Genomic DNA, 26,927 nt, shown 5'->3' with positions numbered 1-26,927 from the left:
GGCCGTTTATGTCAAGCGTTGTCATATGAGCGAGGGGCAAGCGGAGAAAGGTTGTCGGCTGGCGTGGCAGGAGCGCGACGGATGCGTCGCGCTGATGCTCGGCGATCTCCTTCTGCTCGACACGAGCAGGGGTCCCCTAGCGCGAGTCGCGAGAGGTCATTCCGACGTGGAGATGTTCCGGGGCAACTTCCGGATCAGCGATTCGCCCTCGGATGTGACCGCACTTGAGTCCGCTCGGCTTCAGGGCGAGCGGCTGCTGCTGGCAGCGGATCGGGCGAGCGAGCCGCTGCTCGAACTACATATCACAGACCGTCCGGGAGCCGACGGTGCTCTTCAACTTCGCACGCTTGCAGCCGGCTTTGATCGAATCTGGCTGCAGTTCGAGGGCCAAGCGGGGGAGCGCTTCTGGGGCGGGGGTGAGCAGATGAGCTACCTGTGCCTCAATGACCGATCTTTCCCGATATGGACCAGCGAGCCGGGCGTCGGACGCGATAAGTCCGACCTGTTCACGCAGGCCATGGACGAGGTCGCGATGGCCGGGGGCGATTACTGGACCACCAATTATCCTCAGCCGACGTATCTTTCGTCGCGTTGCTATGCACTGCACGCGGACGTCAGCAGTTATTGCGTGCTCGACTTCACCGCTGAGCGCGGCCCTGCATTGGAGGTCTGGCAGGAACAAGCCACCATTGAGTTCACCGCTGCTGCTTCTCCGGCCGCACTGGTAGGTAGCCTGTCGACCCGGTTCGGGCGACAGCCACCGCTGCCCGACTGGGCGATTGGCGGCGCGATCGTCGGACTAAAGGAGGGCACGCGCAGCTTCGACCGTCTTGAACGGATATTGGCGGCCGGCGCAGCGGTGAGCGGACTGTGGTGCGAGGATTGGGCCGGCATTCGTGAGACTAGCTTCGGCCGGCGCCTGTTCTGGGATTGGCAGTGGAATGGAGGAAGGTACCCCGACCTGCCCGCACGGATCGCCGGACTAAAGCAGCGCGGCATCCGTTTTCTAGCTTATGCCAACCCCTATCTGGCGGTGGATGGCCCGCTTTACCGAGAGGCTGCGGATGCTGGTCACCTGGCGCAGCAGCAGGGCAAGGACGAGCCCTATGCCGTGGACTTCGGGGAGTTCGACGCGGGCGTGGTCGATTTCACCCGGGCGGAGAGCCGCGCATGGTTCGCGGAACGCATCCTTGCGCGGGAAATGCTCGACATCGGCATCGACGGGTGGATGGCGGACTTCGGCGAGTATCTGCCCACGGATGTGCGCCTGGCGAGCGGCGAAGACCCCATGCTTGCGCACAATCGGTGGCCGGTGCTGTGGGCGCAGGTCAATGAGCAGGCGCTCCGGTCTCGCGGCAAGTGGGGCGATGCCCTGTTCTTCATGCGCGCGGGCTTCTCGGGCGTCCAGGCGCATTGCCCGCTGCTCTGGGCGGGCGACCAGAGCGTCGACTTCTCCCGTCACGACGGGATCAATACCGTGATCACCGCGGCCTTGTCTGCCGGCCTTGTTGGCAACGCCTACAGCCATTCGGATTGCGGCGGCTATACGTCGCTTGGCGGAAAGGTGCGCAGCGCCGAGTTGCTCATGCGCTGGTGCGAGTTGGCCGCTTTCGCGCCCGTGATGCGCACCCATGAAGGCAATCGCCCGGACGAGAACCTGCAGATCGACAGCACGCCCGAATTGCTGAACTGTTTTGCCGGGTGGAGCCGCGTACACGCCGCGCTTGCGCCCTACGTGCGGCACCTGTGCGATGAGGCGGTCGCAACCGGGCTCCCGGCCCAGCGCGCGATGTTCCTGCACTATCCGGACGACCCCGAGTGCGCGGTGCTGCAAAATCAGTATCTCTACGGCGCTGACCTGCTGGTGGCTCCGATCGTGGAGGAGGACACGACGCAGCGCCGCGTCTATCTGCCTGCGGGTGAAGCCTGGCGCCACTTGTGGTCGGGGGAGCCGGCCGGGCCGGGCTGGGTAACGGCGGCCGCGCCAATCGGTTCGCCTCCGGTCTACGTGCGCGGCGGCAGTGAATTCGCCGAGCTGTTCCAGCAGCTGCCAGCGGCCTTGGCCGGCTCGAAATGAACGAGCGGAGCAACATCCGTGACGTTGCCGAGCGCGCCGGAGTTTCGGTTAAGACCGTCAGTCGAGTGCTCAACAAACAGCCTTATGTCAGCGATGCCACCCGGCGCCGGGTCGAAGCGGCCGTGCAGGCGCTCGACTTTCGACCCAGCGTGGCGGCCCGCATACTGTCAGGTGCCAAGTCGAACCAGCTGGCCCTAATCTACGACAATCACAGTCCCTACTACATGCACCAGGTGCTGACTGGCTGCTGGGAGCGTTGCCATGCAGAGGGCGTCCGGCTGCTCTCCCAACCGGTGGTGGTGTCGGATGCGGACGTTGGAGAGCAGGTGCGCGGACTGATCGACGAGACCCGGGTCGACGGGGTGATCCTGTCCTCGCCGGTGACCGACTGCGAGCCAGTGCTGGCGGCGCTGGAAGCGCTCGGCACGCCGTTCGTGCGGATCAGCCCCGGCACCAACCACGCGCGTAGCTCGTCGGTGTTCATGGACGACGTCCAGGCCGCGGACGACATGACCACCTACCTCATCAATCTCGGGCACCGGCGGATTGCCTTCATTCGGGGTCACCCGAACCACCTCGCCTCCGACGACCGACTGTTCGGTTATCGTCGGGCGCTTGATCGTGCTGGCATTGATTATGAACCCCAACTGGTCGCGGACGGCCAGTTCGACTTCGACAGCGGCTGCGCGGCGGCTGCCTACTTCCTTGGTCTGCCCAAGCCGCCCACCGCCATTTTCGCAAGCAACGACGACATGGCGGCGGGTGTGCTGGCCGTGGCACACGACCGCGGCCTCGACCTGCCGACCGCGTTGTCTGTGGTCGGGTTCGATGACACGACGCTGGCGCGGACGGTGTGGCCGCCGCTGACCACCATACACCAGCCCATGTTCGATCTCGCCAGCACGGCGACCGGCTTGCTCCTGTCGGGCGAGTTCGCGCATCGGCGGCTCGATCATCGGCTGGTCGAGCGAACATCTGCGGCTCCGCCATCTCGCCGCATGGAGACCAAATGAGCGATCTTTCCCTACCGCCCGCTTCTCTTCCGCTCGGTCCGGATGGGCCGTCTGTTTCGCCCTTGGGGTGGGGCATGTGGCGCTTGTCCGGAACACGGACCGAGGCGGCAGCTTTGGTGGCGGAAGCGCTCGATTCAGGGATCACCCTGCTCGACACGGCGGACATCTATGGCTTCGACGGAAGCAGTGGCTTCGGGGCTGCGGAGGCGCTCCTGGGTGAGGTGCTGGCCGCGGACCTCGGCCTGCGCCGCCGCATGGTGCTCGCGACCAAGGGCGGCATTCGCCCACCGCTGCCCTACGACCAGAGCTCCGGTTACCTGGCGAGCGCCATTGACGCTTCACTGCGGCGCCTGCGGGTTGAGCGGGTGGAGCTCTACCAGATCCACCGGCCTGACATTCTCGCTCACCCGGCGGAGGTGGCGCGTACACTCGAGGAGGCGATCGCGGCGGGCAAGATCGGCGCAGTCGGTGTGTCGAACTACACGGCCGCCCAGACCGCAGCGTTGGCGCATTTCCTCAGTTGCCCGCTTGTCTCCACGCAGCCTGAAATCTCTCCTCTGCGGATCGACTGCTTCGAAAACGGCGAACTCGATCAGGCCATCACTCTTGGCCTGCGGCCGCTGGCCTGGTCACCGCTGGGCGGCGGCCGACTTGCCGATCCGCAGAGCCAACGCGACCGCGCGGTCGCCGAGGCGCTCGACGTCGTTGCGCTGGATCAAGGCGTTAGCCGCACCGTGGCGGCCTACAGCTGGCTGATAGCCCATCCGGCCGGCATCGTCCCGATCGTCGGCAGTCAGCGGCCCGAGCGCATTCGCGAGGCGGCGCAGGCGCTCACCGTGCGCTGGACGCGGGAACATTGGTACGCGGTGCTGGTCGCCGCCAGAGGAGAGCGTTTGCCATGACTGAGGCGCAAGGTCCGTGCGAGGTTAGCTGGTTTTCCGCGCTGTGCGACGACGACTACGAGTATCTTGGTGTTCCTGATGATCGGCTCAAATCGAGTTGGGAGCATTGCCGTAACATCGCGCTAGCGGCCGAGGATGGCGGCTTCGACAACATCCTGCTGCCCTCAGGCTATCAGCTGGGGATCGACACCACGGTGTTCGCGGCGGCGATTGCACCTTACCTGAAGCGCTTGAAGTTGCTGTGGGCGACGCGCACCGGCGAGGACTGGCCGCCGCAACTCGCCCGCCGCATCGCCACGCTCGATCGTATTCTTGGGTGGAATGCCGAGCGGACGGGCGGGCGGCTCACAGTCAACATCATTGCGTCCGACCTCCCGGGCGAGAAGCTGCCGTCTGCCGCGCGCTACCAGCGGGCAACGGAGGTGATGCACATCCTTAAAACCCTGCTCGCTGGCGAGCACCTCAGCCACGACGGGGAATTCTACCAGCTCAATCTCGAGCCGATGCGTGTGGGAACCCTCTCCGGCAAGCCGCCGCTGCTTTACTTTGGCGGGCTCAGCGATGAGGCCCGGGAAGCGGCGGCAGTCGGCAGCGATGTCTATCTGATGTGGCCCGACACCATGTCAAAGGTGAAGGAGAACATCGCGGACCTTACCGCCAGAGCCGCCAAGCACGGGCGCACCCTGCGCTTTGGCTACCGCGTCCACGTGATTGTGCGGGAAGCCGAGTCGGAAGCGCGGGCCTATGCCGACAAGCTGCTTTCCAGGCTAGACGCGGCCACAGGCGATGCGATCCGCAACAAGTCGCTTGATGCACAGAATTATGGCGTTCAGCGTCAGGCGGAGCTTCGCGGAGCCGCAGATGGCGAGGGCTTCGTCGAAGAGAATCTCTGGACTGGCATCGGGCGTGCCCGCTCTGGCTGCGGGTCCGCGATCGTCGGCGATCCAGACCAGGTACTTGCCAAGCTGCAGGCGTATCGGGCGGCCGGAATCGACGCCTTCATTCTGTCCGGCTATCCGCACATTGCCGAGTGCGACTTGTTCGCGCGCCACGTGCTGCCCAACATCGATCACGCGCCTTTCTAAGACCGCTCGCCACTTGCGTCTGGTGAGGGGGCGGCGAAGCGGCAAGACGAGCGCAATCCTGTAGTTGCCGGCGCTCGATCTCAAAGCTGGAGTGAGTTTCAACCGTGCACTTAGGCCGACGGGCGCCCCTGCGGCTTTGCTGGAGCTTCGGTAGCCCAATGTCGGCTAATGCCGCGACATCTGCTTACCGATAGATCTAGGGGTCTGACCAGAGCGGCTCGCTTACTGCGCACAAGGCCTCATTTGCGATGAATTGCGGCGCTCGACACGGACTTTGAGACAGGTGGTGCGTCCGCTGGCGAGTCGGTGCGTTGAGCAAAGGTGATCGCCGTCCCAGATACCCTGTCATGAAGCACGATGAGCTATTGCCGCGGCCAGGTCGACGCAGCTGGACGAGGCCCGAGGATTATCTTCCTCCCCGACGAAATCGCCGGGCTGCCAGCGGTCGACCGTTGACGGCTCTGCCCGCCAAAGTTGGCGGCGAGGAACGCGGGCAGGACCGGGTGCTGCTTGGCTTGGTGCCTTTCATGTTGCTGATGCTGGGCCTCGGTGTCTTGGCCGTGGCAATTGCGATCACCGCCTGGCCTGGCCGCAAGCCCGCGCACTCGACGACGGTCAAGGCGGCCGCCGCGGAATTGATGCCGACGGTGTCGATCGGGGCTTCGCAGCGACACCGCTAAACCCGGTCAGTTTCACCCTTGGAACGAAGCGGACCCTTGCAGCCTTTCTAACGGGCTGGAATGGGGGTGGCATGACGTTGTTCGAACCGGGACGAAATATCTGGCGAATGGCGCAAGCGGACCACGCGGCCGTGATCGTCGACGCTTGCGACTATTATCGCGTGATCCGGCAGGCCATGCTTCAGGCCAGGAAGCGGATCCTGATCATTGGCTGGGACTTCGACCCGCGCATCAAGCTCGACCGGACTGGCGACGGCAATCCCGAGGAAACGCTTGGCGACTTCCTGCTGAACCTGCCGAAGCAGAATCCGGAGCTTGAGATCCTCATCCTCAAATGGGATCTGGGGGCACTCAAGATGCTCCTGCGCGGAAGCGCAATTGCCTGGATCGCGCGCCTGGCATGGCAGAAGCAGGTGCGCTTCCGCCTCGACCACGCCCACCCAACCGGCTGCAGCCATCATCAGAAGATCGTTGTCATTGACGACTGCTTCGCCATTTGCGGCGGGATCGACATGACTGGTGATCGCTGGGACCGGCCGGTCCACGCCGACCACGATCCGGGCCGTGTGCGGCCCAATGGAAGTGAATATGGGCCGTGGCACGACGCGACCATGGCGGTGGACGGTCCTGCTGCTGGGGCGCTGAGCGAAATCGCCCGAGACCGCTGGTTTCGTGCCACCGGTGAACAACTGCCGATCCTCGACATGCCCGATTGCGTCTGGCCCGAAGGATTGCAGCCGCAATTCGAGAACCTCAAGGTGGCGGTCGCGCGCAATGCTGCGGCTTATCGGGAGTGGCCGGCGGTCAAGGAAGTCGAGGCGCTCTTCGTCGACATGATCGAAAGCGCCCAACGCTTCATCTACGCCGAGAATCAATATTTCACCTCGCCCGTGGTAGCCGCCGCCATCATCCGCCGGCTTGAGCGACCCGACCCGCCCGAGATCGTGCTAGTCCAGCCGCTCACCGCCGACGGCTGGCTCGAGCAGGTGGCGATGGACGCGGCGCGCATCCGGCTGGCACAGGCGATCGGCAGGCATGATCCTGACAATCGCTTCCGCATCTTTACGCCAAAGACTCAGCAAGGGCAGGACATCTATGTCCACGCCAAGTTGATGATCGTCGACGACCAGGTCCTTCGGGTCGGTTCTTCCAACCTCAACAATCGGAGCCTCGGGCTCGACAGCGAATGCGACCTCGCGCTCGAGGCGGTCGACGACGCTCAGCGCGACGGAATCGCGGCCCTGCGGACGCAGCTGATGGCCGAGCACCTGGGCACAGAACGGGAGCGCGTGGTGGACGAGTTCAGCCGCAGCGGCTCGCTGCTCGCCACCATCGAAGCCCTTCGCGGCCCCGGCCACTCGCTGGCCTTGCTGCCGATCGAGAAGCCGTCGGACGCCGCCGAGTTCATCGCCGACCGCGAGCTGCTCGATCCCAAGAGCCCTGACCTGATGTTCGAGGGCATGACGCACCGCAGCCTTTTCAGCCCGATCCGCGAACGCTGGCGTGGACGCCGCCATTTTCGGCGTCATGCTGAGGCGACGGTCTGATGACCAAGCCGCCAGCGAAGCGCGCATGGCAGGACCTGCCGCGCACCATTGCCAACCTGTTCGAAACCCGCGGCTGGAATCCTCTGTCGGTTCTCAACCGGGCGGACCGGCTGATCGCCGGGCGGGGCGGCGCGCGCCAGGTCGGCCGTGGAGTGCGCTATGGCCCGCATGACCGGCATCACCTCGACATTTGGCTGCCTCCGACACGGATCGCGAAGCCAGCAGGTGGCTGGCCGGTGGTCGTCTTCTTCTATGGCGGCGGCTGGCATGCCGGGGATCGCGGCGATTATGGCTGGGCGGCAGCGGCCTTCGCGGAATGCGGGTTTGTCGCGGTGGTGCCTGACTACCGCTTGGCGCCGGCTGTTCGATACCCCGGCTTCTTGTGGGACTCCGCATTGGCGCTGCGGTGGGTCGTCAAGAACATCGACGGTTACGATGGTGACCCCAGGCGGATCGGGTTGTCGGGGCATAGCGCCGGGGCGTATATTGCCGCCATGCTGGCGCTCGACCAACGCTGGCTGGACGGGGTGCAGCTGCCGTCCGACACGATCAAGGGCGCGGCGCTGATCAGCGGCCCCTATGATTTTCACCCCTTTCGTGAGTTTCGCGGGCGGGCAGCTTTCGGCCATTGGCCGGACCCGGTAGAAACCCAGCCGATCACCCATGTGCGTTCGGACGCTCCGCCGATCCTCCTGTTGCACGGCCAGTCGGATCGGTTGGTCTATGCCAAGAACAGCCGGACGCTCGCCGCCAAGCTGGAGGCGGCCGGCGCGCCGGTGGTGCTCAATATCTATCCCCAGGCAAACCACGTCGACCCGCTGGTTTCGCTGTCGCGAGTGTTCCGTAGCCGATTGCCGGTGCTCGAGGATGCGGTGACTTTCTTGCGCTCGGCCACCGCGCTTCCCACTTCCGCTTCGTAGAGAGAGCGGAAGGGACCAACACCTTGGAGCAGTGGCACGGGACGACGATCCTGGGCGTGAAGATGGACGGCCGGACGGTAATTGCCGGCGACGGCCAGGTCAGCATGGGCAACACGGTGATGAAGCCCAATGCCCGCAAGGTCCGGCGGATCGGCAAGGATGGCAAGGTGATCGGTGGATTCGCCGGAGCGACCGCGGACGCCTTTACCCTGTTCGAACGCCTGGAGAAGAAGCTGGAGCAGCATCACGGCCAATTGATGCGGGCTGCGGTGGAGCTGGCGAAGGACTGGCGGACGGACAAGTACCTCCGCAATCTCGAAGCGTTGATGATCGTGGCCGACGCCGAGGTGATGCTGATCTTGACCGGCAATGGCGACGTGCTGGAGCCAGAAGGCGGAATTGCGGCGATCGGATCGGGAGGCAATTACGCGCTGTCGGCGGCCAAGGCGCTGGTCGACTATGAATCAGATCCTGAGAAGTTGGCGCGCCGCGCCATGGCGATCGCCGCCGAGGTCTGCGTCTTCACCAACGACCGACTGACGGTCGAGACAGTCTAGGACATCCATGAACGACAATCTGACCCCCAAGGCCATCGTCGCGGCCTTGGACGAGCACATCATTGGCCAGGCTGACGCCAAGCGGGCTGTGGCGGTTGCGCTGCGCAATCGCTGGCGGCGGCAGCAGCTCTCGCCCGAGCTTCGCGACGAGGTCACGCCCAAGAATATCTTGATGATCGGACCGACTGGTTGCGGCAAGACGGAGATCAGCCGCCGACTTGCGAAGCTCGCGGATGCTCCGTTCGTCAAGGTCGAGGCGACCAAGTTCACGGAAGTCGGCTATGTCGGCCGCGACGTCGAGCAGATCGCCCGGGACCTCGTCGAGGAGGCGGTTCGACTGGAGAAGGAGCGTCGTCGTGAGCGGGTCCGAACCGCCGCTGAGGAGGCGGCGATGTACAGGTTGCTCGACGCGCTTACCGGCAAGGGCTCAAGCGAGGCGACCCGCGCCAGCTTCCGCCAGCGCTTTTCAGACGGAGCGCTCAACGAGGCCGAGGTGGAGATCGAGGTCAGCGATACCCCGGCGATGCCTTTCGACCTGCCAGGGGGCGGGGGCATGGGCGTCCTCAATCTCAGCGAGATGATGAGCAAGGCCATGGGCGGCCCGCCCAAGAAGCGGCGCAAGCTCAAGGTGCCGGCCGCCTTCGCCAAGCTGGTCGACGACGAAGCGGACAAGCGCCTCGATCAGGATGACGTGAACCGCGCGGCGCTGGCCGATGCGGAGGCGAATGGCATCGTCTTCCTCGACGAAATCGACAAGATCGCGGTGAGCGACGTGCGTGGCGGATCGGTCAGCCGTGAAGGTGTGCAGCGCGATCTGCTCCCGTTGATCGAAGGCACCACGGTCGCGACCAAGTACGGTCCCATCAAAACCGACCACATCCTGTTCATTGCCTCGGGCGCCTTCCATGTCGCCAAGCCGGCCGACCTGCTTCCCGAATTACAGGGCCGGCTGCCGATCCGGGTTGAGCTCAAGGCGCTCAGCGAGGATGATTTCGTCCGCATCCTGACCGACACTCGGGCGAGCCTCACCGAGCAGTACCGTGCCTTGCTCGCGACCGAGGAAGTGACCATCGAATTCGCTGATGATGGGATCCGTGGCCTCGCGCGCATTGCCGCCGAGGTTAATGAAGCGGTCGAGAATATCGGTGCTCGGCGGCTGCAGACCGTACTCGAGAAACTGCTTGAGACCGTCAGCTTCGAGGCGGAGGACCGAAGGGGCGAGAGGTTGGTGGTCGACGGGGCCTTCGTGGATGCCCAGTTGAGCGGCATCGCCAGGAACACCGACCTCAGCCGGTACGTGCTCTGACTAGAGCCTGTTCCGAACCGCTCCGATAACGCCACCGCAGTCCGATCGGGAATGGCGTCCACGCACTTACCTTGACGCCGGAGATGCGCAGCTGGTCGGCGACCCACTGGTTGCAGGTGTTGATGGCGTTCGCTCGACCACGCGCCTGATAGAAGGCGTCATCGGGCCCGTAACCGGGGTGGCGAAGCCGCTGCGGCCTTCCGTCCTCTCGCAGTTCGAGCTGCGCGCGGATCGACGCCCACAAACGTCGGTACTCTTCGGGTCGAAGGCGGATGGCGACCAGATTGTCCCCAGGAACCGCGGTTCGGTCCACGTGCAGCACGCGTTCGCCGCCGGCCAGCGCCAACCAGAGGGTGCGCGGCGTGATGTCTGCCCAGGTCGGCGTGTCGAGATACACTCTCCGCTCGCCGCCGCCAAAGCCGAACCAGCGGCTGTCGGTCGGCGGATCAGCGAAATCCTCCGCCGGAAAGTAGGATCGCCAATCCAGTCCCTGCGCCTCGGCCGGCATGATTATGTCAACATGGATCCCATTGGATCGCAGGTAAATCGTCGTGCCCTGGGCAGGCTCGCGCCAGGCGCCGTTCAGCGGGACGATCGCTCCAATCAGCGCGGCCAAGAGGTAGGTTGCCGGAACAGCCAGCAAGCCCAGCAGAAGGCGGCGCAGCCAGGGTGAACGGGAGCGGCGGCGTCGGGGCATGCGGCGCCACGCTAGCAGAGCTTGGCGGCTCGGCAATCGGGGGCGTGAATGGAAAGGCGGTCTGGCGGGCTCGACATGTCGGCCAATGCCTTGCTTATCCGCCGCTTGCCGCCTAGATGCCCCGCCGGGTCGGAGCGTAGCGCAGCCTGGTAGCGCATCACACTGGGGGTGTGGGGGTCGCAGGTTCGAATCCTGTCGCTCCGACCATCATTCGGCGCCAGCGAGCGTCCGGGGACGCTCGCGCCGAGTGATCGGATCGGCGGGCATCTCGGAGGACGCTTGCACCGGATGATCACGGCAGCCCCTAGGAACGATCTCACTCGATGACGACCCTTCTTCTCGCCACTGCCGCCGCCGGAGCGGGCTCCGGCTCGCCTGCCGGTCCGATGACCTTTCTTGTGGGTCTGGCGCCGTGGCTCGCCGTCTTCGTGATCTTCTACGTTTTGATGATCCGCCCTCAGCAAAAGCGGGTGAAGGATCATCAGGCCGCGGTGTCCGCGATCAAGAAGGGCGACGAAATCGTCACCGCCGGCGGCATTCGCGCCCGGGTCACGCGGGTGATCGACGACAATGAGGCCGAGGTAGAGATCGCCCAAGGCGTCAAGGTCCGCGTGGTCAAGGCGACCATAGCGCAAGTCCTGACCGCCGCTTCGAAGCCGGCGAACGACTGATGCTCGACTTTCCGCGATGGAAGGTTCTGGCGATCTGGCTGACCATCGCGGTCGGCATCCTTCTCGCCATTCCGAGTTTGCTGCCGAAATCGGCGGCCGATCATTATCCGCGCTTCCTGCCCCACAGCAGGATTAGCCTTGGCCTCGACCTCGCGGGCGGCAGCCAGCTGCTCGAAGAGGCCGACCTTGCCGATGCCGCCAAGCACCGGCTGACCGCCATGGAAGAAAATGTCCGGACCGAGCTGCGACGTGATCCGCGGATTGATACCGGCGACATTTCGCTCTCGGGCGGCCAGGTCAGCTTCATGGTGCGCAATCCCGCCCAGCTGGACGCGGCGGTCGAGCGGATGCGCACGCTGACGGCGCCGGTTGGCCTCAGCGGTGTGCGGTCGTGGGACGTGCAGGCGTTCGACGGCAATCGGGTGGTGATGAGCCCGACACCGCAGGGAACGGCGGAACTGCTCAAGAACGCCATGACGGATGCGCGCGACGTCGTTCGACGCCGCATCGACCCGTCGGGCACGCGCGAGATCACCGTCGTGAACCAGGGCGCCCAGCGGATCCTGGTCCAGGTTCCCGGTGTCGATAATCCCGAGGCGCTGAAGAAGCTGATCGGCCAGACCGCACGGCTCGAATTCAAACTGGTCGATCTCAATGCCGATCCGGCGCAGGTCGCGCAGGGCCGTGCTCCTCCCGGCAGCCAGATCCTGCCGATGGTCGATGGCGGCTTTATCGCGGTGCAGCGCCGGGTGATGGTGTCCGGCGATCAGCTGATCGACGCCAAGCAGGCATTCGACCAGCAGTCGGGGCGACCGTCGGTCTCGATCACCTTCAATGCGGCGGGTGCCAAGCGCTTCGGGCGGGCCACGCAGGAGAATACCGGCAAGCCGTTCGCCATCATCTTGGACGACAAGGTCCTCTCCGCGCCGAACATCAACGAGCCGATCCTCGGTGGTCAGGCGCAGATTAGCGGCAACTTCACGGTGGAGAGCGCCAATGCGCTCGCGGTCAGCCTCAAGTCCGGCCAGTTGCCGGTGAAGCTGAACGTGGTGGAGGAGCGGACGGTAAGCCCCGACCTTGGCGCGGACTCCATCCGCAAGGGCGCGATCGCCTCCATCGTATCCGTGGTTGCGGTGATCATCTTCATGCTGGTCACCTATGGCAGGTTCGGCGTCTATGCGACGATCGCCCTCATTGTGAACGCCTTCCTGATCCTGGGAATCATGGCGCTGTTCAATGCCACGCTGACGCTTCCAGGTATCGCCGGCTTCATCCTCACCATCGGTGCCGCGGTCGACGCCAACGTGCTGATCAACGAGCGCATCCGTGAAGAGCTTCGCCGAGGCCGCCGCATCCTGGACGCGATCGAGACCGGCTACCACGAAGCCCGTCGAGCGATCTTCGACGCAAATCTGACGCACGTCATCTCGGCCACGCTGATGATTTACTTCGGGTCCGGTCCGGTGCGCGGCTTTGCCGTGGTGCTGCTGATCGGCGTGGTGACCAGCTTCTTCACAGCGGTCTTCTTCACTCGGATGCTCGTCGCGCAGTGGGCGCGCCGTACGCGACCGCGCGAACTCCATATCTAAGGTTCGACAATGAAGCTGTTGAAGCTCGTCCCGGACAATACCAACATCGACTTCATGCGGTGGCGCAATGTGGCGGTGGTGGTGTCCACCCTGCTGACCATCGGCGCGATCGCCATCACCCTATGGCGTGGCCTCAACTTCGGCATCGATTTTGTCGGTGGCCAGGTGGTCCGGGCCGAGTTTGCTCAGCCGGTCCACATTGACGACCTGCGAGCGCGCGTCGAACGGCTGGGTGATGGTGAAGCCAGCATCCAGTCGTTGGGCGGAGAGAAGACCTATCAGATCCGCCTGCCAAAGCCGGCGGGGCCGGAAGCCGCCGCCAATCAGGTGGTCAGCCAGCTGCGCCAGATGATCGTCACGCAATATCCTGGCGCCAAGGTCAACGCCGGCGACTCCGTGTCGGGTAAGGTCTCGGAAGAGCTGGCTGCGAATGGCGCGATGGCCATCGCGCTCGCCATGCTCGGCATCGCCGTCTACATCTGGTGGCGCTTCGAATGGCAATTCGGCGTGGGCGCGCTGCTCACGCTGGCGCACGACGTTGCGATGACCGTGGGGTTCTTCTCCATCACTCGGCTGCAGGTCGATTTGAACGTCGTCGCGGCGATTCTGACGATCATCGGCTATTCGCTGAACGATACGGTAGTCATCTACGACCGCGTCCGCGAGAACCTGCGCAAGTATCGCAAGATGAGCATCCTGCCGCTGCTCAACTTGTCTTTGAACGAGACCCTCGCGCGGACGGTGGTCACTTCAATGACGGTGCTGATCGCACTGGCCATCCTGATGGCCATCGGACCTCAGGTCGTGTTCGGCCTTGCCATCGCCATCTTCCTCGGTGTGTTCATCGGCACCTATTCGTCGATCTATATCTCGGCTCCGGTGCTGGTGTGGCTCGGCGTCAAGCCTGACAGCTTCCTGAAGTCGAATGACGGCGAGAAAGTCGTCCCGCGCGATGATGGGGCGGTGGTCTGACCTCAGCCAGCGACCGTTCATCAATCCTTGGGCTAAAGCGGCGCTTTCCCTGCCCTCCCGTCAGCGTTAGAAGGCCTGCCATGCTGAAGTTTTCCCGGGTCGCCACTGCGCTCGTTGCCTGCGCGATCATCGTTCCGGTCACCGGTTGTGCCCGCAACCGCGCGAAGAGCGACGTCAACTACGTCGCCAGCGACGTGAACACGCTTTACGGCGTTGCCAAGCAGCGGCTCGACAGCCAGCAGTATGAGGACGCCGCAAAGCTGTTCGACGAAGTCGAACGCCAGCATCCTTACTCCGTCTGGGCTCGCCGCGCACAGCTGATGAGCGCGTTCAGCTACTACATGGCGCAGAAGTATCCGGATGCCGTCAGCTCGTCGCAGCGCTTTCTGACGATTCACCCGGGCAACAAGGACGCGCCCTACGCCAGCTACCTGGTGGCCATGAGCTACTACAACCAGATCGCGGACGTGACCCGCGACCAGAAGGTGACGGGCCAGGCGCTCGACAGTTTCAACGAGCTCATCCGTCGCTATCCCGAGAGCCGCTATGCTTCGGACGCGCGGCTGAAGCTCGACCTGATCAACGACCATCTTGCCGGCAAGGAGATGGAAGTGGGGCGCTTCTATCAGCGGTCCGGCAACTGGCTGGCGTCCGTTCAGCGTTTCCGCACCGTGGTCGACAAGTATCAGACAACCAGCCACACGCCCGAGGCGCTGATGCGCCTGACCGAGAGCTATCTGGCGCTCGGCATCCCGGACGAGGCGGAGAAGTCCGCGGCGGTGCTGGGCCGCAACTATCCAGGTAGCGACTGGTACAAGCATGCCTTCGACCTGATCCAGCGCAAGGCGCCGCGACAGGCGGCGGCCGCTCGCCGAAGCTAGAGCGGCGGAGCGGGGCGGGGGAGTGCTGCGGCAACTCGTCATCCGCGACGTGGTATTGATCGACCGGCTGGAGCTTGAGTTCGGCACCGGTCTGGGCGTGCTTACGGGCGAGACCGGCGCCGGCAAATCCATTCTGCTTGACGCATTGGGACTGGCGCTCGGTGCGCGCGCCGACAGCGGGCTGGTACGTAGCGGGCAGGAAGGCGCCGCGGTCTCCGCGGCCTTCGATCTTTCGGCCGATCATCCGGGACTGACGGTCCTCGACGAGGCTGGCGTGGAGGCGGAGCCCGGCGAACCCTTGCTATTGCGGCGGCAGGTCAAGGCCGATGGCGGCAGCCGCGCCTTTGCGGCCGGCGCACCAGTGCCAGCCGCCGTGCTACGGGAGGTCGGTGCGACCCTCGTCGAGATTCATGGCCAGCATGACGACCGAGGCTTGCTCAACCCCAAGGGCCACCGCGATCTGCTCGACGCCTTCGCCAGGATCGACGTACGGCCGGTATCCGACGCCTGGAGCCGGTGGCAGGCCGTGGAAGAGGATCTCGCCCAGGCGCGGGCTTCGGCACAAGAGGCCGAGCGCGACCGCGACTATCTGACGCATGCCGCCGACGAGATTGCCAAGCTTGCTCCCGATCCGGGTGAGGAAACATCGCTGGCGGAGCAACGCGCTGCGATGCAGGCTGGCGCGCGGGCGGGCGAGGCGCTGCAGGGTCTCGACGAGCTGCTTGGGGGCTCCGACGGGGCGCTGGCGTTGTTGCGGGCGGCGGCACGAAAGATCGAGCGCGGTGCCGCGGACCACCCCCTGTTGGCCGAGGCGCTGGCGGGGCTCGATCGGGCCGTGATCGAAACGGCCGAGGCGGAGGAGCGCATCGGCCGTGCCGCCGACGAGATGTCATTCGATCCTCAGCGGCTCGAGTTGGTGGAAAGCCGGCTGTTCGACATCCGCGCGCTGGCTCGCAAGCATCGCGTCGAGGCGGATGCGCTTGCGGCGCTTGGCGCCGACATGCAGGCAAGGCTTGCGTTGATCGAGGCGGGCGGAGAGCGGATCGCCCGGCTGGAGAGGTCGTTGGCGCAGGCCAGGCAGGACTATGAGGCCGCGGCCGCCGGGCTGACGCAGACGCGATCCGATGCGGCTGTGCGCCTCGATGCGGCCGTCAACGACGAGCTTGCCCCCTTGAAATTGGAGTCTGCTTCGTTTCGCACATCCCTGTCGCCGGCAGCCGCGGGGCCATCCGGAAGCGACCGGGTGGAATTCACCGTATCCACCAACCCCGGCGCTCCGTTCGGGGCCCTGACGAAGATCGCATCAGGGGGCGAATTGTCCCGCTTCATCCTCGCGCTCAAGGTTGCTTTGGCGGAGGCGGGGAGTGCTTCGACCATGATCTTCGATGAGATTGATCGCGGCGTCGGCGGGGCGGTCGCCAGCGCCATCGGTGAACGTCTGGCCCGGCTGGCGCAGCAGAGCCAGTTGCTGGTCGTCACCCACTCGCCGCAGGTCGCTGCCCGTGCCCAACACCATTACCGAATCGAGAAAAGCCACGGCGAGGCGGGAACCCGAACGACGGTGCGCAAGCTCAGCCCGGAGGAGCGGCGCGAGGAGATCGCCCGAATGCTGTCGGGCGCCGACGTCACCGACGAAGCTCGCGCACAGGCCGCCAGACTCCTCGCGGCCTGATCGCGGCGGCGCTTAATACACCCGAGCCTTTGGCTTGATGTACTGAACGTCCTCGGTGAGCGTGTATTCGTGCACCGGGCGGTAATCGATCGCCACGCCGCGCCCGAAATTGCCGCCCCAGCCATCGAGCCACGCAATGGTGTGCTTCATCCAGTTGGCGTCATCGCGGTGCGGATAATCCTCATGCATGTGAGCGCCGCGGCTCTCCTTGCGGTTGGCGGCGCAATGCATGGTGACGACGGCCTGCCCTAGCATGTTGTCGAGCTCGAGCGTTTCAACGAGGTCGGTGTTCCAGATGAGGCTGCGATCGGTGACCTTCACGTCGCCCATGGAGCGGAAGATCGTGTCGATCTTCTCCTGCCCCTCGGCCAGCGTCCGCTCGGTGCGGAAAACCGCGCAGTCAGCCTGCATGGTGCGCTGCATCTCGTTGCGGATCTGGGCGGTCGGCGTGTTGCCGTCGGCGTAGCGGAACTTGTCCAGGCGGCCGAGTGACAGTTCGGCACTGTCCTTGGGCAGCAGGGATTGGTTCGCGCCGGGCTTGATGATCTCGCCGAGCCGCAGGCCGGTCGCGCGGCCGAACACCACCAGGTCGATCAGGCTATTGGAGCCGAGGCGGTTGGCGCCATGGACGGAGACGCAGGCCGCTTCGCCCACGGCGAACAGGCCTGGCACCACCGCGTCCGGATTGCCGTCCTTCAGGGTGACGACCTCGCCATGATAATTGGTCGGGATGCCGCCCATATTGTAGTGAACGGTCGGCACGACAGGGATCGGCTCGCGCGTCAGGTCGACGCCAGCGAAGATCTTCGCGGTCTCGCTGATACCCGGCAGGCGCTCACCCAAGATCTTCGGGTCGATATGGTCGAGGTGAAGGAAAATGTGGTCCTTCTCCTTGCCGACGCCACGTCCTTCTCGGATTTCCATCGCCATCGAACGGGAAACAACGTCGCGGCTGGCGAGGTCCTTGGCGCTGGGCGCATAGCGCTCCATGAAGCGCTCGCCTTCGGAGTTGGTAAGGTACCCGCCTTCGCCACGCGCACCTTCGGTGATCAGCACGCCCGCGCCGTAGATGCCGGTCGGGTGGAACTGCACGAATTCCATGTCCTGCAGCGGTAGGCCGGCGCGGAGCACCATGGCATTGCCGTCGCCGGTGCAGGTGTGGGCAGACGTAGCCGAGAAGTAGCAGCGTCCGTAACCACCGGTCGCCAGCACCACGGCCTGCGCACGGAAGCGATGAATGGACCCGTCGTCCATGCACAGCGCCATCAGTCCGCGGCACTCCCCATCGACCATGATCAGGTCGAGCGCGAAATATTCGATGAAGAAGTCGGCGTCGTACTTCAGGCTCTGCTGGTAGAGCGTGTGAAGCATAGCATGACCAGTGCGGTCGGCAGCGGCGCAGGTGCGCTGGGCGGCCGGCCCTTCGCCCATGTTCTGGGTCATGCCACCAAAGGCGCGCTGGTAGATGCGTCCGTCGTCCGTGCGGCTGAAGGGCAGGCCGGCGTGCTCCAACTCATAAACTGCGGCCGGAGCCTCGCGGCAGAGATATTCGATCGCGTCCTGGTCGCCGAGCCAGTCAGAGCCCTTGACGGTGTCGTACATGTGCCAGGTCCAATGGTCCGGGCCCATGTTGCCGAGGCTGGCGGCAATGCCACCCTGCGCGGCGACCGTGTGGCTGCGCGTCGGGAATACCTTGGTGACGCAGGCCGTCTTCAGGCCTTTGCCCGCGGCGCCCATCGTGGCGCGAAGGCCCGCGCCGCCGGCGCCAACGACAACAACGTCATAAACGTGATCGACGATCTTGTAGGACATTTACGAGGCAGCTCCGAAGGCGATCTTGGCCAGCGCGAACAGCGCCAGTGCGCCAACACCGACATGTAGGAACAGGCTGACGAGATGCCACATGATGCGGCCGCCCTCATCACCCTGATAGTCGTCGATCACGACCTTGAGGCCCTCGACGCTGTGCTCGAACGAAAGATAGACGAACAGCGCCATCGGCACGAAGCCGAGCGGGCTGGCCAGCCACTCCTTGATGGTTGGCTGACTCCAGTCGGGAAGCAGCAGCAGCGAGACGAGGAACCAGATGCCGAGCAGGAGCAGGGCAATGCTGCTCACCCGCTCGCGGATCCAATGCTCCCCACCCTGATGCGAGCTGCCGAGGCCGCGGACCTGACCAAGCGCGGTCTTGCCCTCCGGCACTGCATTGCGGTCGTGGCGACCGATGTCCTTGGGACCGGTCATGCGCGAACTCCCAGGACGTAGGCCCACAGGGCGATGGTCAGCACTGCCCCGCCGACCCAGGTGGCGATTGCCATCGACTTGTTGCGCTTCAGTTCGAAGCCCTCGCCGATGTCCATGATCAGGTGGCGGACGCCTGACAACGTATGCTGGAAGAAAGACCAGCTCAGCCCGACAAGGACCAGCAGCCCGATCGGATGACCGGCGACCTTGCCGAACTCGACATAGCCGCTTGCCGGTCCGGCCAGCGCCAGCAGCCACCACGTTAGTAGCAGCAGACCACCGATCGACAGCGCAATTCCGGTCGCGCGGTGAAGGATGGAGGTCACCATATGCGGACCCCAGCGCCAGATGGACAAATGCGGGGAGAGGGGACGGGCCGTGTTGCGCGCCATGAGCTCACTCTGAAAACAGGGCAAAAAGGACTGGCAGCCGCTTAGGCGTCGTGGGGCCGGGAGGCAAGGCAGCCCAAGGGACAGGCGCTCTAACCCGCCCTTAACCATTGGGGCGTCAGAAGCCGGTGCACCGAAACTGTTCCACCCAGGTGAGATCCAATGAGCGGATGGCGTTCCAAGGCCCATGACTACGACCTCGCAAGGGGCCTTCGCTTCTACGAAGGCGCCGGCGAGCTGCCGAAGCGCTCCGCTGCGCTGTGGCAGCAGATCAGCCATGCGGAAAAGGAACTCGCCCGGGAATTCTGGCGGCGGTATCGCAGTTCCGAAGAGTTGAAAGGCTCCATCTCGGAAGACCAGATCGAGGGACTCGCGGACCGTATCGTTCCTTACATCCGGGCCAAGTTCTCCCGCCTCGATGACCCCACATGGGTGGCGACCGCTCGCGGCTATGTCGAAAAGGCGCTTGGGGCCAACCTCAGCCTTTCGACGCTGCTCGCCGGATTGAACGCCGAGACGGAGGCAGCTTATGCTGCCATTCGCCAGACGGTCACCGACGAGGCAGAACTGGTGGCGATGTGCCGAACCCTGTCAGAGGTAGAGGCGCTCGAGATCGATGTGTTCGTACACCACACGGTGTCGATCACCCGCGCCGCCGTGGACACGCAACAGCAACAGCAGGCGGAAGAATTCAATCGCAAGGTGATGAGCGTCGTCACCAAGTGCGTCAGTGAGAATGAACAGCTGCGCGGCCAAGCCAGCAGCACTGCGGGTTCGGCGCGCGGGATGCTTGGCAAGACCAGCGAAGTCGCCGCCGCGGCCGAGCAGTCGGCCGTCGCTATGCGCGAGGCCGCGCAGACCGCGGCGGGGCTCATCCGCGCCATCGAGGACGCGCGGTCGGAGGTTGAGGTCGCGGCGGGAATCGCGACCAAGGCCGGAGACCAGGCCAGCCAGGCCGTCGAAGTCAGCCGAATGCTTTCCGCGCATGTGGAGGCGATCGAATCAATCCTCGGCCTTATCCGGGACATTGCCGGGCAGACCAACCTGCTGGCGCTGAATGCGACGATCGAAGCAGCGCGGGCCGGTGATGCTGGTCGCGGCTTCGCGGTCGTGGCCCAGGAAGTGAAGAGCCTCGCCAGCCAGACGGCCCGCGCGACCGACGACATCACCGCCAAGATCACCGCTATCCAGCAAGCGACTCGCCAGACGGTGGAGGCCAATGGCTCGATCCAGGGCACGGTCGAGGAAGTGCAGACCAGCGCAGACCGGATTCGCCAGGCAATGGAGCTGCAGGCCCAGACGGTCACCATGATCACCGCCGCCGTTGACGAGACCGCGCTTGCGGCCGACTCGATGAGCTCGACGATCGCGGCGATCCGCTCGGACACCGAAAGCGTCGCGCGCGACATCGACCAGGTCGAGCAGGGCTTCGGCCGCTTCTCCGACCAGATTGGCGACTTCCGCAACGCCACGGCCGAATTCGTGAGCAAGTTCGCCGCCTGACGCGCGTCGTTTCGCCCTTCCGGCGCATCGCTCGTCCTGAGGACGGGCGATGAGGCTTTGCTGTCGAGCGCAGCAGCGCTAACGCGGGCTCATGAACATCCTCCTCACAGGCGCCAGCCGAGGCATCGGCAAGGCAGCCTTCGACGCACTCACCGTCGCTGGCCACAGGGTTGCCGGGCACTCTACCAAGGGCGGGTCCGGCTTGCTCGGGGCCGATCTCAGCGACCCCGCGGCTCCGCGCGTGCTGTGGGAGGCGGCGGTCGAGGCGCTGGGCGGCAAGGTTGACGTGCTCGTCAACAATGCCGGCATCTACGAGGCCGTCAGCGACGACGCTGCTCAAGAAGAGTGGCTGGCGGCGTGGGAGCGAACCATGCGGATCAACCTCACCGCTTCCTCCGATCTCTCCCGGCTTGCGATCGGCCATTTCCGCAAGAATGGCGGCGGCCGGATCGTCAACGTCGCGAGCCGCGCAGGCTATCGCGGCGACTCTCCCCAGCACTGGCATTATGCGGCGTCCAAGGCGGCGATGATCGGTGTCACCAAGACCATCGCCCGCGGCTATGCCGGGGAGAACATCCTCGCTTTCGCGGTTTGCCCGGGCTTCACCGTGACGGAGATGACGGAGGAGTATCTGGCCAGCCGGGGCGGCGAGAAGATCCTGTCGGAGATCCCCCTTGGGCGAGTGGCCAGCGCCGCCGAAATCGGGAAAATCATTCGCTGGCTGGCGACCGACGCGCCGCCGAGCGCCACTGGCAGCGTAATCGACGCGAACGGAGCGAGCTATGTTCGTTAGCCCCGCCCTTCTGTTGCTCGCGCTGCAGCAGATCGTGGTTCCGCTGGGCAAGCCGCCACCCCATCCCGAGCCGGTCAGGGCGCCCATCGAGACCTATGGCCCATTGTGGGCGCAGACCTGCGCTGGCGCTACCGACGAGAGCAGCTGGACCAAGCCGGCGCCTGCGGTCCGCATCCACGCCAACGTCTATCTGGTCGGAACCTGCGGCATTTCGTCCATCCTGATCACCAGCCCGGGCGGCGATGTTTTGATCGATGGCGGACCGGAGCGCGCCGCCGATTTGATCGCCGACAACATCCGCTCTCTCGGCTTCCGTATGCGTGACGTGCGCTGGATACTGCAGAGTCACGAGCATCCCGACCACGTCGGTGGCATCGCCAAGTTGCAGCAACTCACAGGTGCCAGTGTGATCGCCTCGGCGGCGGCCGCCCGGGCCATGGCCAACGGCACTACCGACCCGGCCGATCCGCAGGCCGGCTCGCTTGGTCCATACCCCAAGGTCGTCGCCGATCGGATCGTTTCCGATGGTCAGATGCTGCGGTTGGGCGACATCAATATCCAGGCGCATGCCACGCCCGGTCACACGCCAGGTGCGTTGAGCTGGTCCTGGGAGAGCTGTGATGGGGCCGTCTGCCGATCGATGGTCTACGCCGACAGCCTCTCGCCGGTCAGCGGTGACGCCTACCGTTTCTCCGCCCATCCCGACACGGTCGCCGCCTTCCGCGCTTCGCTTGCGAAGGTGGCAGGGTTGCGCTGCGAGATCCTGCTCACCCCCCATCCGAGTGCCAGTGGAACCACCGAGCGGCTGAACGGCGACAAGCCGTTGTTCAATCCCGCTGCCTGCAAGGAGTATGCCGGCCAGCAGGGCCGCGCGCTCGACGACCGGCTGAGTAAAGAGGCGGCGCGGAAGTGAGCTGGCGGGTCACCCTGCCTGCTACTCGCGCTCAGGGCGAGGCGATCGGAGGCGCGGAGGAGCTGTTCCCGCAACGTGATTCACCGCCCGTTCTGGTCGCCGACGAGCCAGACGAGAGCCGCCCGGACGAATGGCTGATCCACGCCTACTTCGAAGGGCAGCCCGATGCCGAAGCGCTGGCGGTGCTGAGCTCCCTCGCGAGCGGACCGCCGCGCATCGAGCGACTGCAGGAAGAGAATTGGGTGGCGAAAAGCCAGGCGGGGCTGGAGCCGATCCGGGCTGGCCGGTTTCACGTGCATACCCCGACGGCGTCGCCAGACCCCCAATCGATCAATTTCGAAATCGATGCGGGATTGGCGTTCGGTACGGGCCAGCATGCGACTACCAAGGGATGCTTGCAGGCGCTGGATCGGCTCGAGCAGGAGGGCCGGCGCTTCGTCAACATCGCCGATATCGGCACGGGCACTGGGCTTCTGGCCTTTGCGGCGCTGAAGCTCTGGCCGGAGGCAAAGGCAATCGCGACCGACATTGACGAGATCGCTGTCGATGTCGCGCGCGAGAATGCGGCGATCAACGGGATAATGATGGGGCATGGCGCTGGCGAGTTGCTGCTGGCACCGGCTGACGGGATGGACTCGCCGCTGCTTGCCGCGCGCGCGCCTTTCGACCTGCTGATCGCCAACATTCTCGCCGGACCGCTGATCGAACTTGCCCCGGCGTTCGTCAGCGCGCTTCAGCCGGGAGCCATGCTGGTCCTGGCCGGACTACTCGACAGTCAGGCCCCAGCGGTTGCGGAAGCCTACACCAGCCGTGGCTGCCGCCTGGTCGACGGCGGCTACGGCGAGTGGCGTATTCTCGTGCTTGATCGCTCCGTTTAGCGCGAAGCGAGACGGGGGGTCAGCGCGGCGAGTTGCGGCGCGATATCATTCCACGCCTGGTTGGCGCACTTCAGCGATCCCTGCGGGTCGGTCACGGAGAAGTGCGAACTGTCGCACAATGTCGTGATCGCCTGGTCCACCCGGCTGCGCAGCGCGCGCTGACCGCTGAGGCTCGCCAGCTTGAGATCGCCGAAACTGACCAGCTGCTGGTTGTCAGCCAGCGTGCGGGCTCCGTGAACAACGAGCGTGTCCGCCGGCTGAGCGACGGCGGCGGCCGGAGCAGCAGCGAGGGCGGCGGTGAGAAACAGAAGGCGCATGGCGAGTCTCCAATCCTTGTCAAGGATGTGTAATGCGCATGAAAAGATATTGTCAAATAACTGTAATGTTACAGTAAAGGGGTCTGTGGCGACACCCAGCGCTAAGCTGGTGCAGGCAAGCCAACCTATTCGCGATCATCTGGTGGACTTGCGAGCGCTCCATACAAGGACGAGGCACACGGCCCCAGTCGGCAGAAGCCAGTCAAGCCACGGGTCGAGATGGTTCCAGACGCGAAGGTCGAACCCGCCCCACCACGGCATGTTGGCGCGCTGCCCCTGTGCGTAGGCTTCGATCCAGCGGTATTCCGCTTGAGTGATTTCGCGCGCGATTGCCCACGCAATGGCCGCCGCAGCCCCAGCGACACGGCTGCGGCAAATCCGATCCACCAAATGCTGCATAACGAGGGCGAGCGCGATGTGCCCAAGTACGCCAAGCATCAGCCGCTCAGGCGTCCGCCACGATCCGCGCCCATTCTTCCTCGCCGATCACCCGGATGCCGAGTTCCTCGGCTTTCTTCAGTTTCGACCCTGCGCCGGGTCCAGCCACCACCAGGTCGGTCTTGGCACTGACCGAACCGGCCGATCGCGCGCCCAGCTTCTCGGCCTGCGCCTTTGCCTCCTCCCGGCTCATGGTCTGGAGGGAGCCGGTGAATACGACCGTCTTGCCACTCCATTCCGTTACGCGGGTTTGGCTGACGAACGCAGCGGGGCGGGCGAGGCCGACGAGCTCGGCGAGCTGTTCGCGGTTGTGCGGTTCGTGGAAGAAATCGCGCAACGCCTCGGCAACGACCGGACCAATCCCCTCCACACAGGCAAGCTCGGCCATTCCGTCCTCGCCGAGCGCCGCCGTCTTCAGCGCCTCGATCGTGCCGAACGCCTTCATTAAGTCACGTGCAGTCACGATGCCGATGTGACGGATGCCGAGCCCGAATAGAAAACGCGCCGGATCGAACCCTTTGCGGGCTTCAATGGCCGCGAGAAGGTTCTCGACACTCTTCTCCTTCCACCCTTCGCGGCCGAGCAAGTCGGCGCGATGCTGCCCCAGTCGGAAGATGTCGGCGGGGCCGTGGAGCCAGCCGAGCGCTACGAACTCTTCGATGGTCTTTTCGCCGAGACCGTCGATGTCCATGGCGCCGCGGCTGACGAAATGCTTGAGGCGCTCGATCCGCTGGGCCGGGCAGATGAGCCCACCGGTGCAACGGACGTCGACTTCACCTTCCTCGGCGACCGCTTCCGAGCCGCACTGGGGGCAATGGTCGGGGAAGACGAAGGGGTCGCGCCGCTCGCCTCGCGTCAGGTTCTCGACCACCTGGGGGATGACGTCCCCGGCGCGCTGGATGCGGACGCGGTCACCTTCGCGAAGGCCGAGCCGGGCGATCTCATCGCGGTTGTGGAGGGTCACGTTGGCGACGATCACGCCGCCGACGCCGACCGGCCTGAGGCGTCCGACGGGAGTTAGCTTGCCGGTTCGACCCACTTGGATTTCGATTCGCTCCAAGGTGGTTTCGGCCTTCTCGGCCGGGAATTTGTGAGCGATTGCCCAGCGTGGCGCGCGGCCCACGCTGCCCAGCCGCTCCTGCCAGTCGAGGCGGTCCACTTTGTAGACCACTCCGTCGATGTCGAACGGAAGGTCGGCTCGGGCATGTTCAATGGCGGCGTAATGGGCCAGCGCTTCATCCGCGTCGGCGCAGCGGCGGAATAGTTTGGCAAGCGGAAAGCCGAGCTTGACCAGGCAATCGACTGCTTCGGTTTGCGTCGCGCCGAGCGGCTCCGACAGCTCGCCCCAGCCGTGCAGGAGGAAGCGAAGGGGCCGTTCGCGAGTGATTGCTGGGTCCTTTTGCCGGAGTGAGCCGGCAGCGGCGTTGCGTGGATTGGCGAACAGCTTGCCACCGCTTGCCTCCTGGCGCTCGTTCAGGGCGGCGAAGTCTGCCTTGGACATGAACACCTCGCCGCGCACTTCGAGCACTTGGGGAGCACCGACAAGCGTCTGGGGAATGTCGGCGATGGTACGGACGTTGGGAGTAACGTCCTCACCGATGGCGCCATCCCCACGGGTGGCGGCAAGGACGAGGTGTCCGTCCTCGTATTGAAGCGAACAGGACAGGCCGTCGATCTTGGGCTCGGCGGTAAGCGCTACCGCCTCAGTCTCGGGCACGCTGAGGAAGCGGCGCACGCGACGGACGAACTCAAGCACGTCCTCCGCCGAAAATGCGTTTTCGAGGCTGAGCATCGGGCGAGCGTGGGTGACCTTCGCCAGAGGTCCGGACGGCGCCGCACCCACCTGGCGCGAGGGGCTATCCGCTCGGACCAACTGCGGAAAGGCGGCCTCGAGCGCAGCATTCTCGCGAACCAGCGCGTCATACTCCGCATCGCTGACCTCGGGCGTGTCGCGGTCGTGGTAAAGCCGATTGTGGCGCGCAATCTCACGCGCCAGCCGCATCAGCCGGTTGGCTGCCTCGGCCTCGCTGACTTGGGGCCCGGCCACGCTCAGCTGAACAGTTCGCCGAGGAAATCTTCCAGCGCCTGCCAGCTGCGGCGGTTGGCCGCTTCATTATACTGGACGCCCGGAATGCCGATTTCCCGAGTGGCGTTGGGGTTGGTAAAGCCGTGGCCGGTGTGGCCATAGGCATGAATCTGCCAGTCCGCCCCGGCTTCCGTCAGCTCCTTGCCCAGCGCGACGACCGCCTCAGGTGTGACCATCGGGTCGTCCCAGCCATGATAAGCGACCACCTTGCCCTTGATCGGGTTGGCAGGAAGGCCGGGCGGGTCGAACAGGCCGTGGAAGCTCGCGACGCCGGCGATGTCGACCCCGGTGCGGGCGAGGTCGAGCACGCACTGGCCGCCGAAGCAGAAGCCGATGGCGGCGATGCGGTCGGCGTCGACGCCCTGCTGCTGCCGGGCGACGTCCAGGATGGCGAGCAGCCGGTCCTTCAGCGCGGCGCGATCACTGCGCAGCCGGTTTAGCTCACCGAACATGACGTCGCGCGCGGCCCCGCGGAACTGCTTGCCGAAAGTGTCGGCGATGAAGGCATGGTAGCCCCATGTATTGAGCCGAGTGGCGAACCCACGCTCCAGGTCGGTCACACCCATCACCGTGGGAACGATGATCACGGTGCCGTGCGCCTGGCCCGCGGCCGGCATCCAGACATGCTCCAGCGACTCGCCGGCAAACTGCTGCGAAACGGGCGTTCCTGGCATGATTTCTCCATACTGCATTGGTCGTTAGGGTGCTGCGATTAGCAGGGGGTGAAGCGACACCCAAGCGGTCGAAAGGTTATAAGTTGACGACGAAACGTGCAATTCTGTAGACGAAGCGAGTTT

The 26,927-nt window shown here is 65.0% G+C and carries 25 protein-coding genes and 1 tRNA gene; 19 read left to right on the top strand and 7 right to left on the bottom strand.

The window, feature by feature from the left end; all coding sequences use genetic code 11:
* Positions 1 to 25 precede the first annotated feature (25 nt).
* The 9 genes from M8312_RS08665 to hslU all read left to right on the top strand — a co-directional run bounded on the left by M8312_RS08665 (position 26) and on the right by hslU (position 10,087).
* Entirely contained in the window at positions 26 to 2,077 is a 2,052-nt protein-coding gene (locus M8312_RS08665; protein ID WP_502957400.1) for an alpha-glucosidase, read from the top strand.
* Positions 2,074 to 3,090, top strand: coding sequence for a LacI family DNA-binding transcriptional regulator (locus tag M8312_RS08660; RefSeq protein WP_250117313.1), 1,017 nt, complete (start codon positions 2,074 to 2,076; stop codon positions 3,088 to 3,090). The genes M8312_RS08665 and M8312_RS08660 overlap by 4 nt, the downstream gene beginning before the upstream one ends.
* Positions 3,087 to 3,992, top strand: a complete 906-nt coding sequence (locus tag M8312_RS08655) for an aldo/keto reductase (protein ID WP_250117312.1) — start codon at positions 3,087 to 3,089, stop codon at positions 3,990 to 3,992. Before M8312_RS08660 ends, M8312_RS08655 begins: the two co-directional genes overlap by 4 nt.
* On the top strand, positions 3,989 to 5,077 hold the full coding sequence (locus tag M8312_RS08650) for an LLM class flavin-dependent oxidoreductase (protein ID WP_250117311.1): 1,089 nt from the start codon (positions 3,989 to 3,991) through the stop codon (positions 5,075 to 5,077). Before M8312_RS08655 ends, M8312_RS08650 begins: the two co-directional genes overlap by 4 nt.
* A gap of 452 nt (positions 5,078 to 5,529) precedes the next feature.
* Positions 5,530 to 5,757, top strand: coding sequence for a hypothetical protein (locus M8312_RS08645; RefSeq protein ID WP_250117310.1), 228 nt, complete (start codon positions 5,530 to 5,532; stop codon positions 5,755 to 5,757).
* A 71-nt stretch (positions 5,758 to 5,828) separates the two neighbouring features.
* Complete coding sequence (locus M8312_RS08640; protein WP_250117309.1) at positions 5,829 to 7,304, top strand: phospholipase D-like domain-containing protein; 1,476 nt, start codon at positions 5,829 to 5,831, stop codon at positions 7,302 to 7,304.
* Positions 7,304 to 8,224 carry an alpha/beta hydrolase gene (locus tag M8312_RS08635; RefSeq protein WP_250117308.1) on the top strand — a complete coding sequence of 307 codons (921 nt, stop codon included), beginning with the start codon at positions 7,304 to 7,306 and terminating at the stop codon, positions 8,222 to 8,224. The genes M8312_RS08640 and M8312_RS08635 overlap by 1 nt, the downstream gene beginning before the upstream one ends.
* Positions 8,225 to 8,247: 23 nt before the next feature.
* Positions 8,248 to 8,781 carry an ATP-dependent protease subunit HslV gene (gene hslV / locus M8312_RS08630; RefSeq protein WP_284070168.1) on the top strand — a complete coding sequence of 178 codons (534 nt, stop codon included), beginning with the start codon at positions 8,248 to 8,250 and terminating at the stop codon, positions 8,779 to 8,781.
* Between the two features lie 7 nt (positions 8,782 to 8,788).
* Positions 8,789 to 10,087: an ATP-dependent protease ATPase subunit HslU gene (gene hslU, locus M8312_RS08625; protein ID WP_250117307.1), complete on the top strand. Its 1,299-nt coding sequence runs from the start codon at positions 8,789 to 8,791 to the stop codon at positions 10,085 to 10,087.
* On the opposite strand, the gene M8312_RS08620 is transcribed toward hslU, so the two are convergent.
* Positions 10,068 to 10,784 carry a TIGR02117 family protein gene (locus M8312_RS08620; RefSeq protein ID WP_250117306.1) on the bottom strand — a complete coding sequence of 239 codons (717 nt, stop codon included), beginning with the start codon at positions 10,782 to 10,784 and terminating at the stop codon, positions 10,068 to 10,070. The two genes, hslU and M8312_RS08620, sit on opposite strands and share 20 nt — an antisense overlap.
* Positions 10,785 to 10,914: 130 nt before the next feature.
* Here M8312_RS08620 and M8312_RS08615 point away from each other — a divergent pair.
* From M8312_RS08615 to recN, 6 genes are all read left to right on the top strand, one after another.
* A tRNA-Pro gene (locus tag M8312_RS08615) sits at positions 10,915 to 10,991 on the top strand.
* A gap of 116 nt (positions 10,992 to 11,107) precedes the next feature.
* On the top strand, positions 11,108 to 11,455 hold the full coding sequence (yajC, locus tag M8312_RS08610) for a preprotein translocase subunit YajC (RefSeq protein WP_250117305.1): 348 nt from the start codon (positions 11,108 to 11,110) through the stop codon (positions 11,453 to 11,455).
* Entirely contained in the window at positions 11,455 to 13,044 is a 1,590-nt protein-coding gene (gene secD / locus M8312_RS08605; protein ID WP_250117304.1) for a protein translocase subunit SecD, read from the top strand. The genes yajC and secD overlap by 1 nt, the downstream gene beginning before the upstream one ends.
* Positions 13,045 to 13,053: 9 nt before the next feature.
* The gene (gene secF / locus M8312_RS08600) at positions 13,054 to 14,016 is read left to right on the top strand and encodes a protein translocase subunit SecF (protein WP_250117303.1); all 963 of its coding nucleotides are present in this window, start codon (positions 13,054 to 13,056) and stop codon (positions 14,014 to 14,016) included.
* Positions 14,017 to 14,096: 80 nt separating this feature from the next.
* On the top strand, positions 14,097 to 14,897 hold the full coding sequence (locus tag M8312_RS08595) for an outer membrane protein assembly factor BamD (protein WP_250117302.1): 801 nt from the start codon (positions 14,097 to 14,099) through the stop codon (positions 14,895 to 14,897).
* Between the two features lie 22 nt (positions 14,898 to 14,919).
* The gene (gene recN / locus M8312_RS08590) at positions 14,920 to 16,569 is read left to right on the top strand and encodes a DNA repair protein RecN (protein WP_250117301.1); all 1,650 of its coding nucleotides are present in this window, start codon (positions 14,920 to 14,922) and stop codon (positions 16,567 to 16,569) included.
* Positions 16,570 to 16,581: 12 nt separating this feature from the next.
* On the opposite strand, the gene sdhA is transcribed toward recN, so the two are convergent.
* Genes sdhA through sdhC form a run of 3 tightly spaced genes read right to left on the bottom strand, consistent with a single transcriptional unit; the run spans position 16,582 to position 19,205 of the window.
* Entirely contained in the window at positions 16,582 to 18,381 is a 1,800-nt protein-coding gene (gene sdhA, locus M8312_RS08585) for a succinate dehydrogenase flavoprotein subunit (RefSeq protein WP_250117300.1), read from the bottom strand.
* Positions 18,382 to 18,813, bottom strand: a complete 432-nt coding sequence (sdhD, locus tag M8312_RS08580; protein WP_250117299.1) for a succinate dehydrogenase, hydrophobic membrane anchor protein — start codon at positions 18,811 to 18,813, stop codon at positions 18,382 to 18,384.
* On the bottom strand, positions 18,810 to 19,205 hold the full coding sequence (gene sdhC / locus M8312_RS08575; protein ID WP_250117298.1) for a succinate dehydrogenase, cytochrome b556 subunit: 396 nt from the start codon (positions 19,203 to 19,205) through the stop codon (positions 18,810 to 18,812). Before sdhC ends, sdhD begins: the two co-directional genes overlap by 4 nt.
* 159 nt (positions 19,206 to 19,364) lie before the next feature.
* Between sdhC and M8312_RS08570 the strand changes: the two genes are divergently transcribed.
* The 4 genes from M8312_RS08570 to M8312_RS08555 all read left to right on the top strand — a co-directional run bounded on the left by M8312_RS08570 (position 19,365) and on the right by M8312_RS08555 (position 23,289).
* A complete protein-coding gene (locus tag M8312_RS08570) occupies positions 19,365 to 20,705 on the top strand; it encodes a methyl-accepting chemotaxis protein (protein ID WP_250117297.1) in 1,341 nt (446 codons plus the stop codon).
* Positions 20,706 to 20,796: 91 nt separating this feature from the next.
* Positions 20,797 to 21,498, top strand: a complete 702-nt coding sequence (locus M8312_RS08565; protein ID WP_250117296.1) for an SDR family NAD(P)-dependent oxidoreductase — start codon at positions 20,797 to 20,799, stop codon at positions 21,496 to 21,498.
* Positions 21,488 to 22,411, top strand: coding sequence for a subclass B3 metallo-beta-lactamase (gene bla / locus M8312_RS08560; protein ID WP_250117295.1), 924 nt, complete (start codon positions 21,488 to 21,490; stop codon positions 22,409 to 22,411). The genes M8312_RS08565 and bla overlap by 11 nt, the downstream gene beginning before the upstream one ends.
* Positions 22,408 to 23,289, top strand: a complete 882-nt coding sequence (locus M8312_RS08555) for a 50S ribosomal protein L11 methyltransferase (RefSeq protein WP_250117294.1) — start codon at positions 22,408 to 22,410, stop codon at positions 23,287 to 23,289. The genes bla and M8312_RS08555 overlap by 4 nt, the downstream gene beginning before the upstream one ends.
* On the opposite strand, the gene M8312_RS08550 is transcribed toward M8312_RS08555, so the two are convergent.
* The 3 genes from M8312_RS08550 to M8312_RS08540 form a co-directional block, all read right to left on the bottom strand.
* The gene (locus M8312_RS08550) at positions 23,286 to 23,606 is read right to left on the bottom strand and encodes a UrcA family protein (protein ID WP_250117293.1); all 321 of its coding nucleotides are present in this window, start codon (positions 23,604 to 23,606) and stop codon (positions 23,286 to 23,288) included. The genes M8312_RS08555 and M8312_RS08550 overlap by 4 nt on opposite strands.
* A gap of 445 nt (positions 23,607 to 24,051) precedes the next feature.
* Positions 24,052 to 26,046, bottom strand: coding sequence for an NAD-dependent DNA ligase LigA (gene ligA, locus M8312_RS08545; protein ID WP_250119746.1), 1,995 nt, complete (start codon positions 26,044 to 26,046; stop codon positions 24,052 to 24,054).
* A gap of 47 nt (positions 26,047 to 26,093) precedes the next feature.
* On the bottom strand, positions 26,094 to 26,804 hold the full coding sequence (locus M8312_RS08540) for a dienelactone hydrolase family protein (RefSeq protein ID WP_250117292.1): 711 nt from the start codon (positions 26,802 to 26,804) through the stop codon (positions 26,094 to 26,096).
* Positions 26,805 to 26,927: the final 123 nt, after the last annotated feature.

Origin of the sequence: Sphingomonas sp. KRR8 (assembly GCF_023559245.1) — a bacterium.
Classification (GTDB): Bacteria; Pseudomonadota; Alphaproteobacteria; order Sphingomonadales; family Sphingomonadaceae; genus Sphingomicrobium.
The sequence above is the reverse complement of the archived record's forward strand: the minus strand, read 5'-3'. Positions and strand labels throughout refer to the sequence as shown.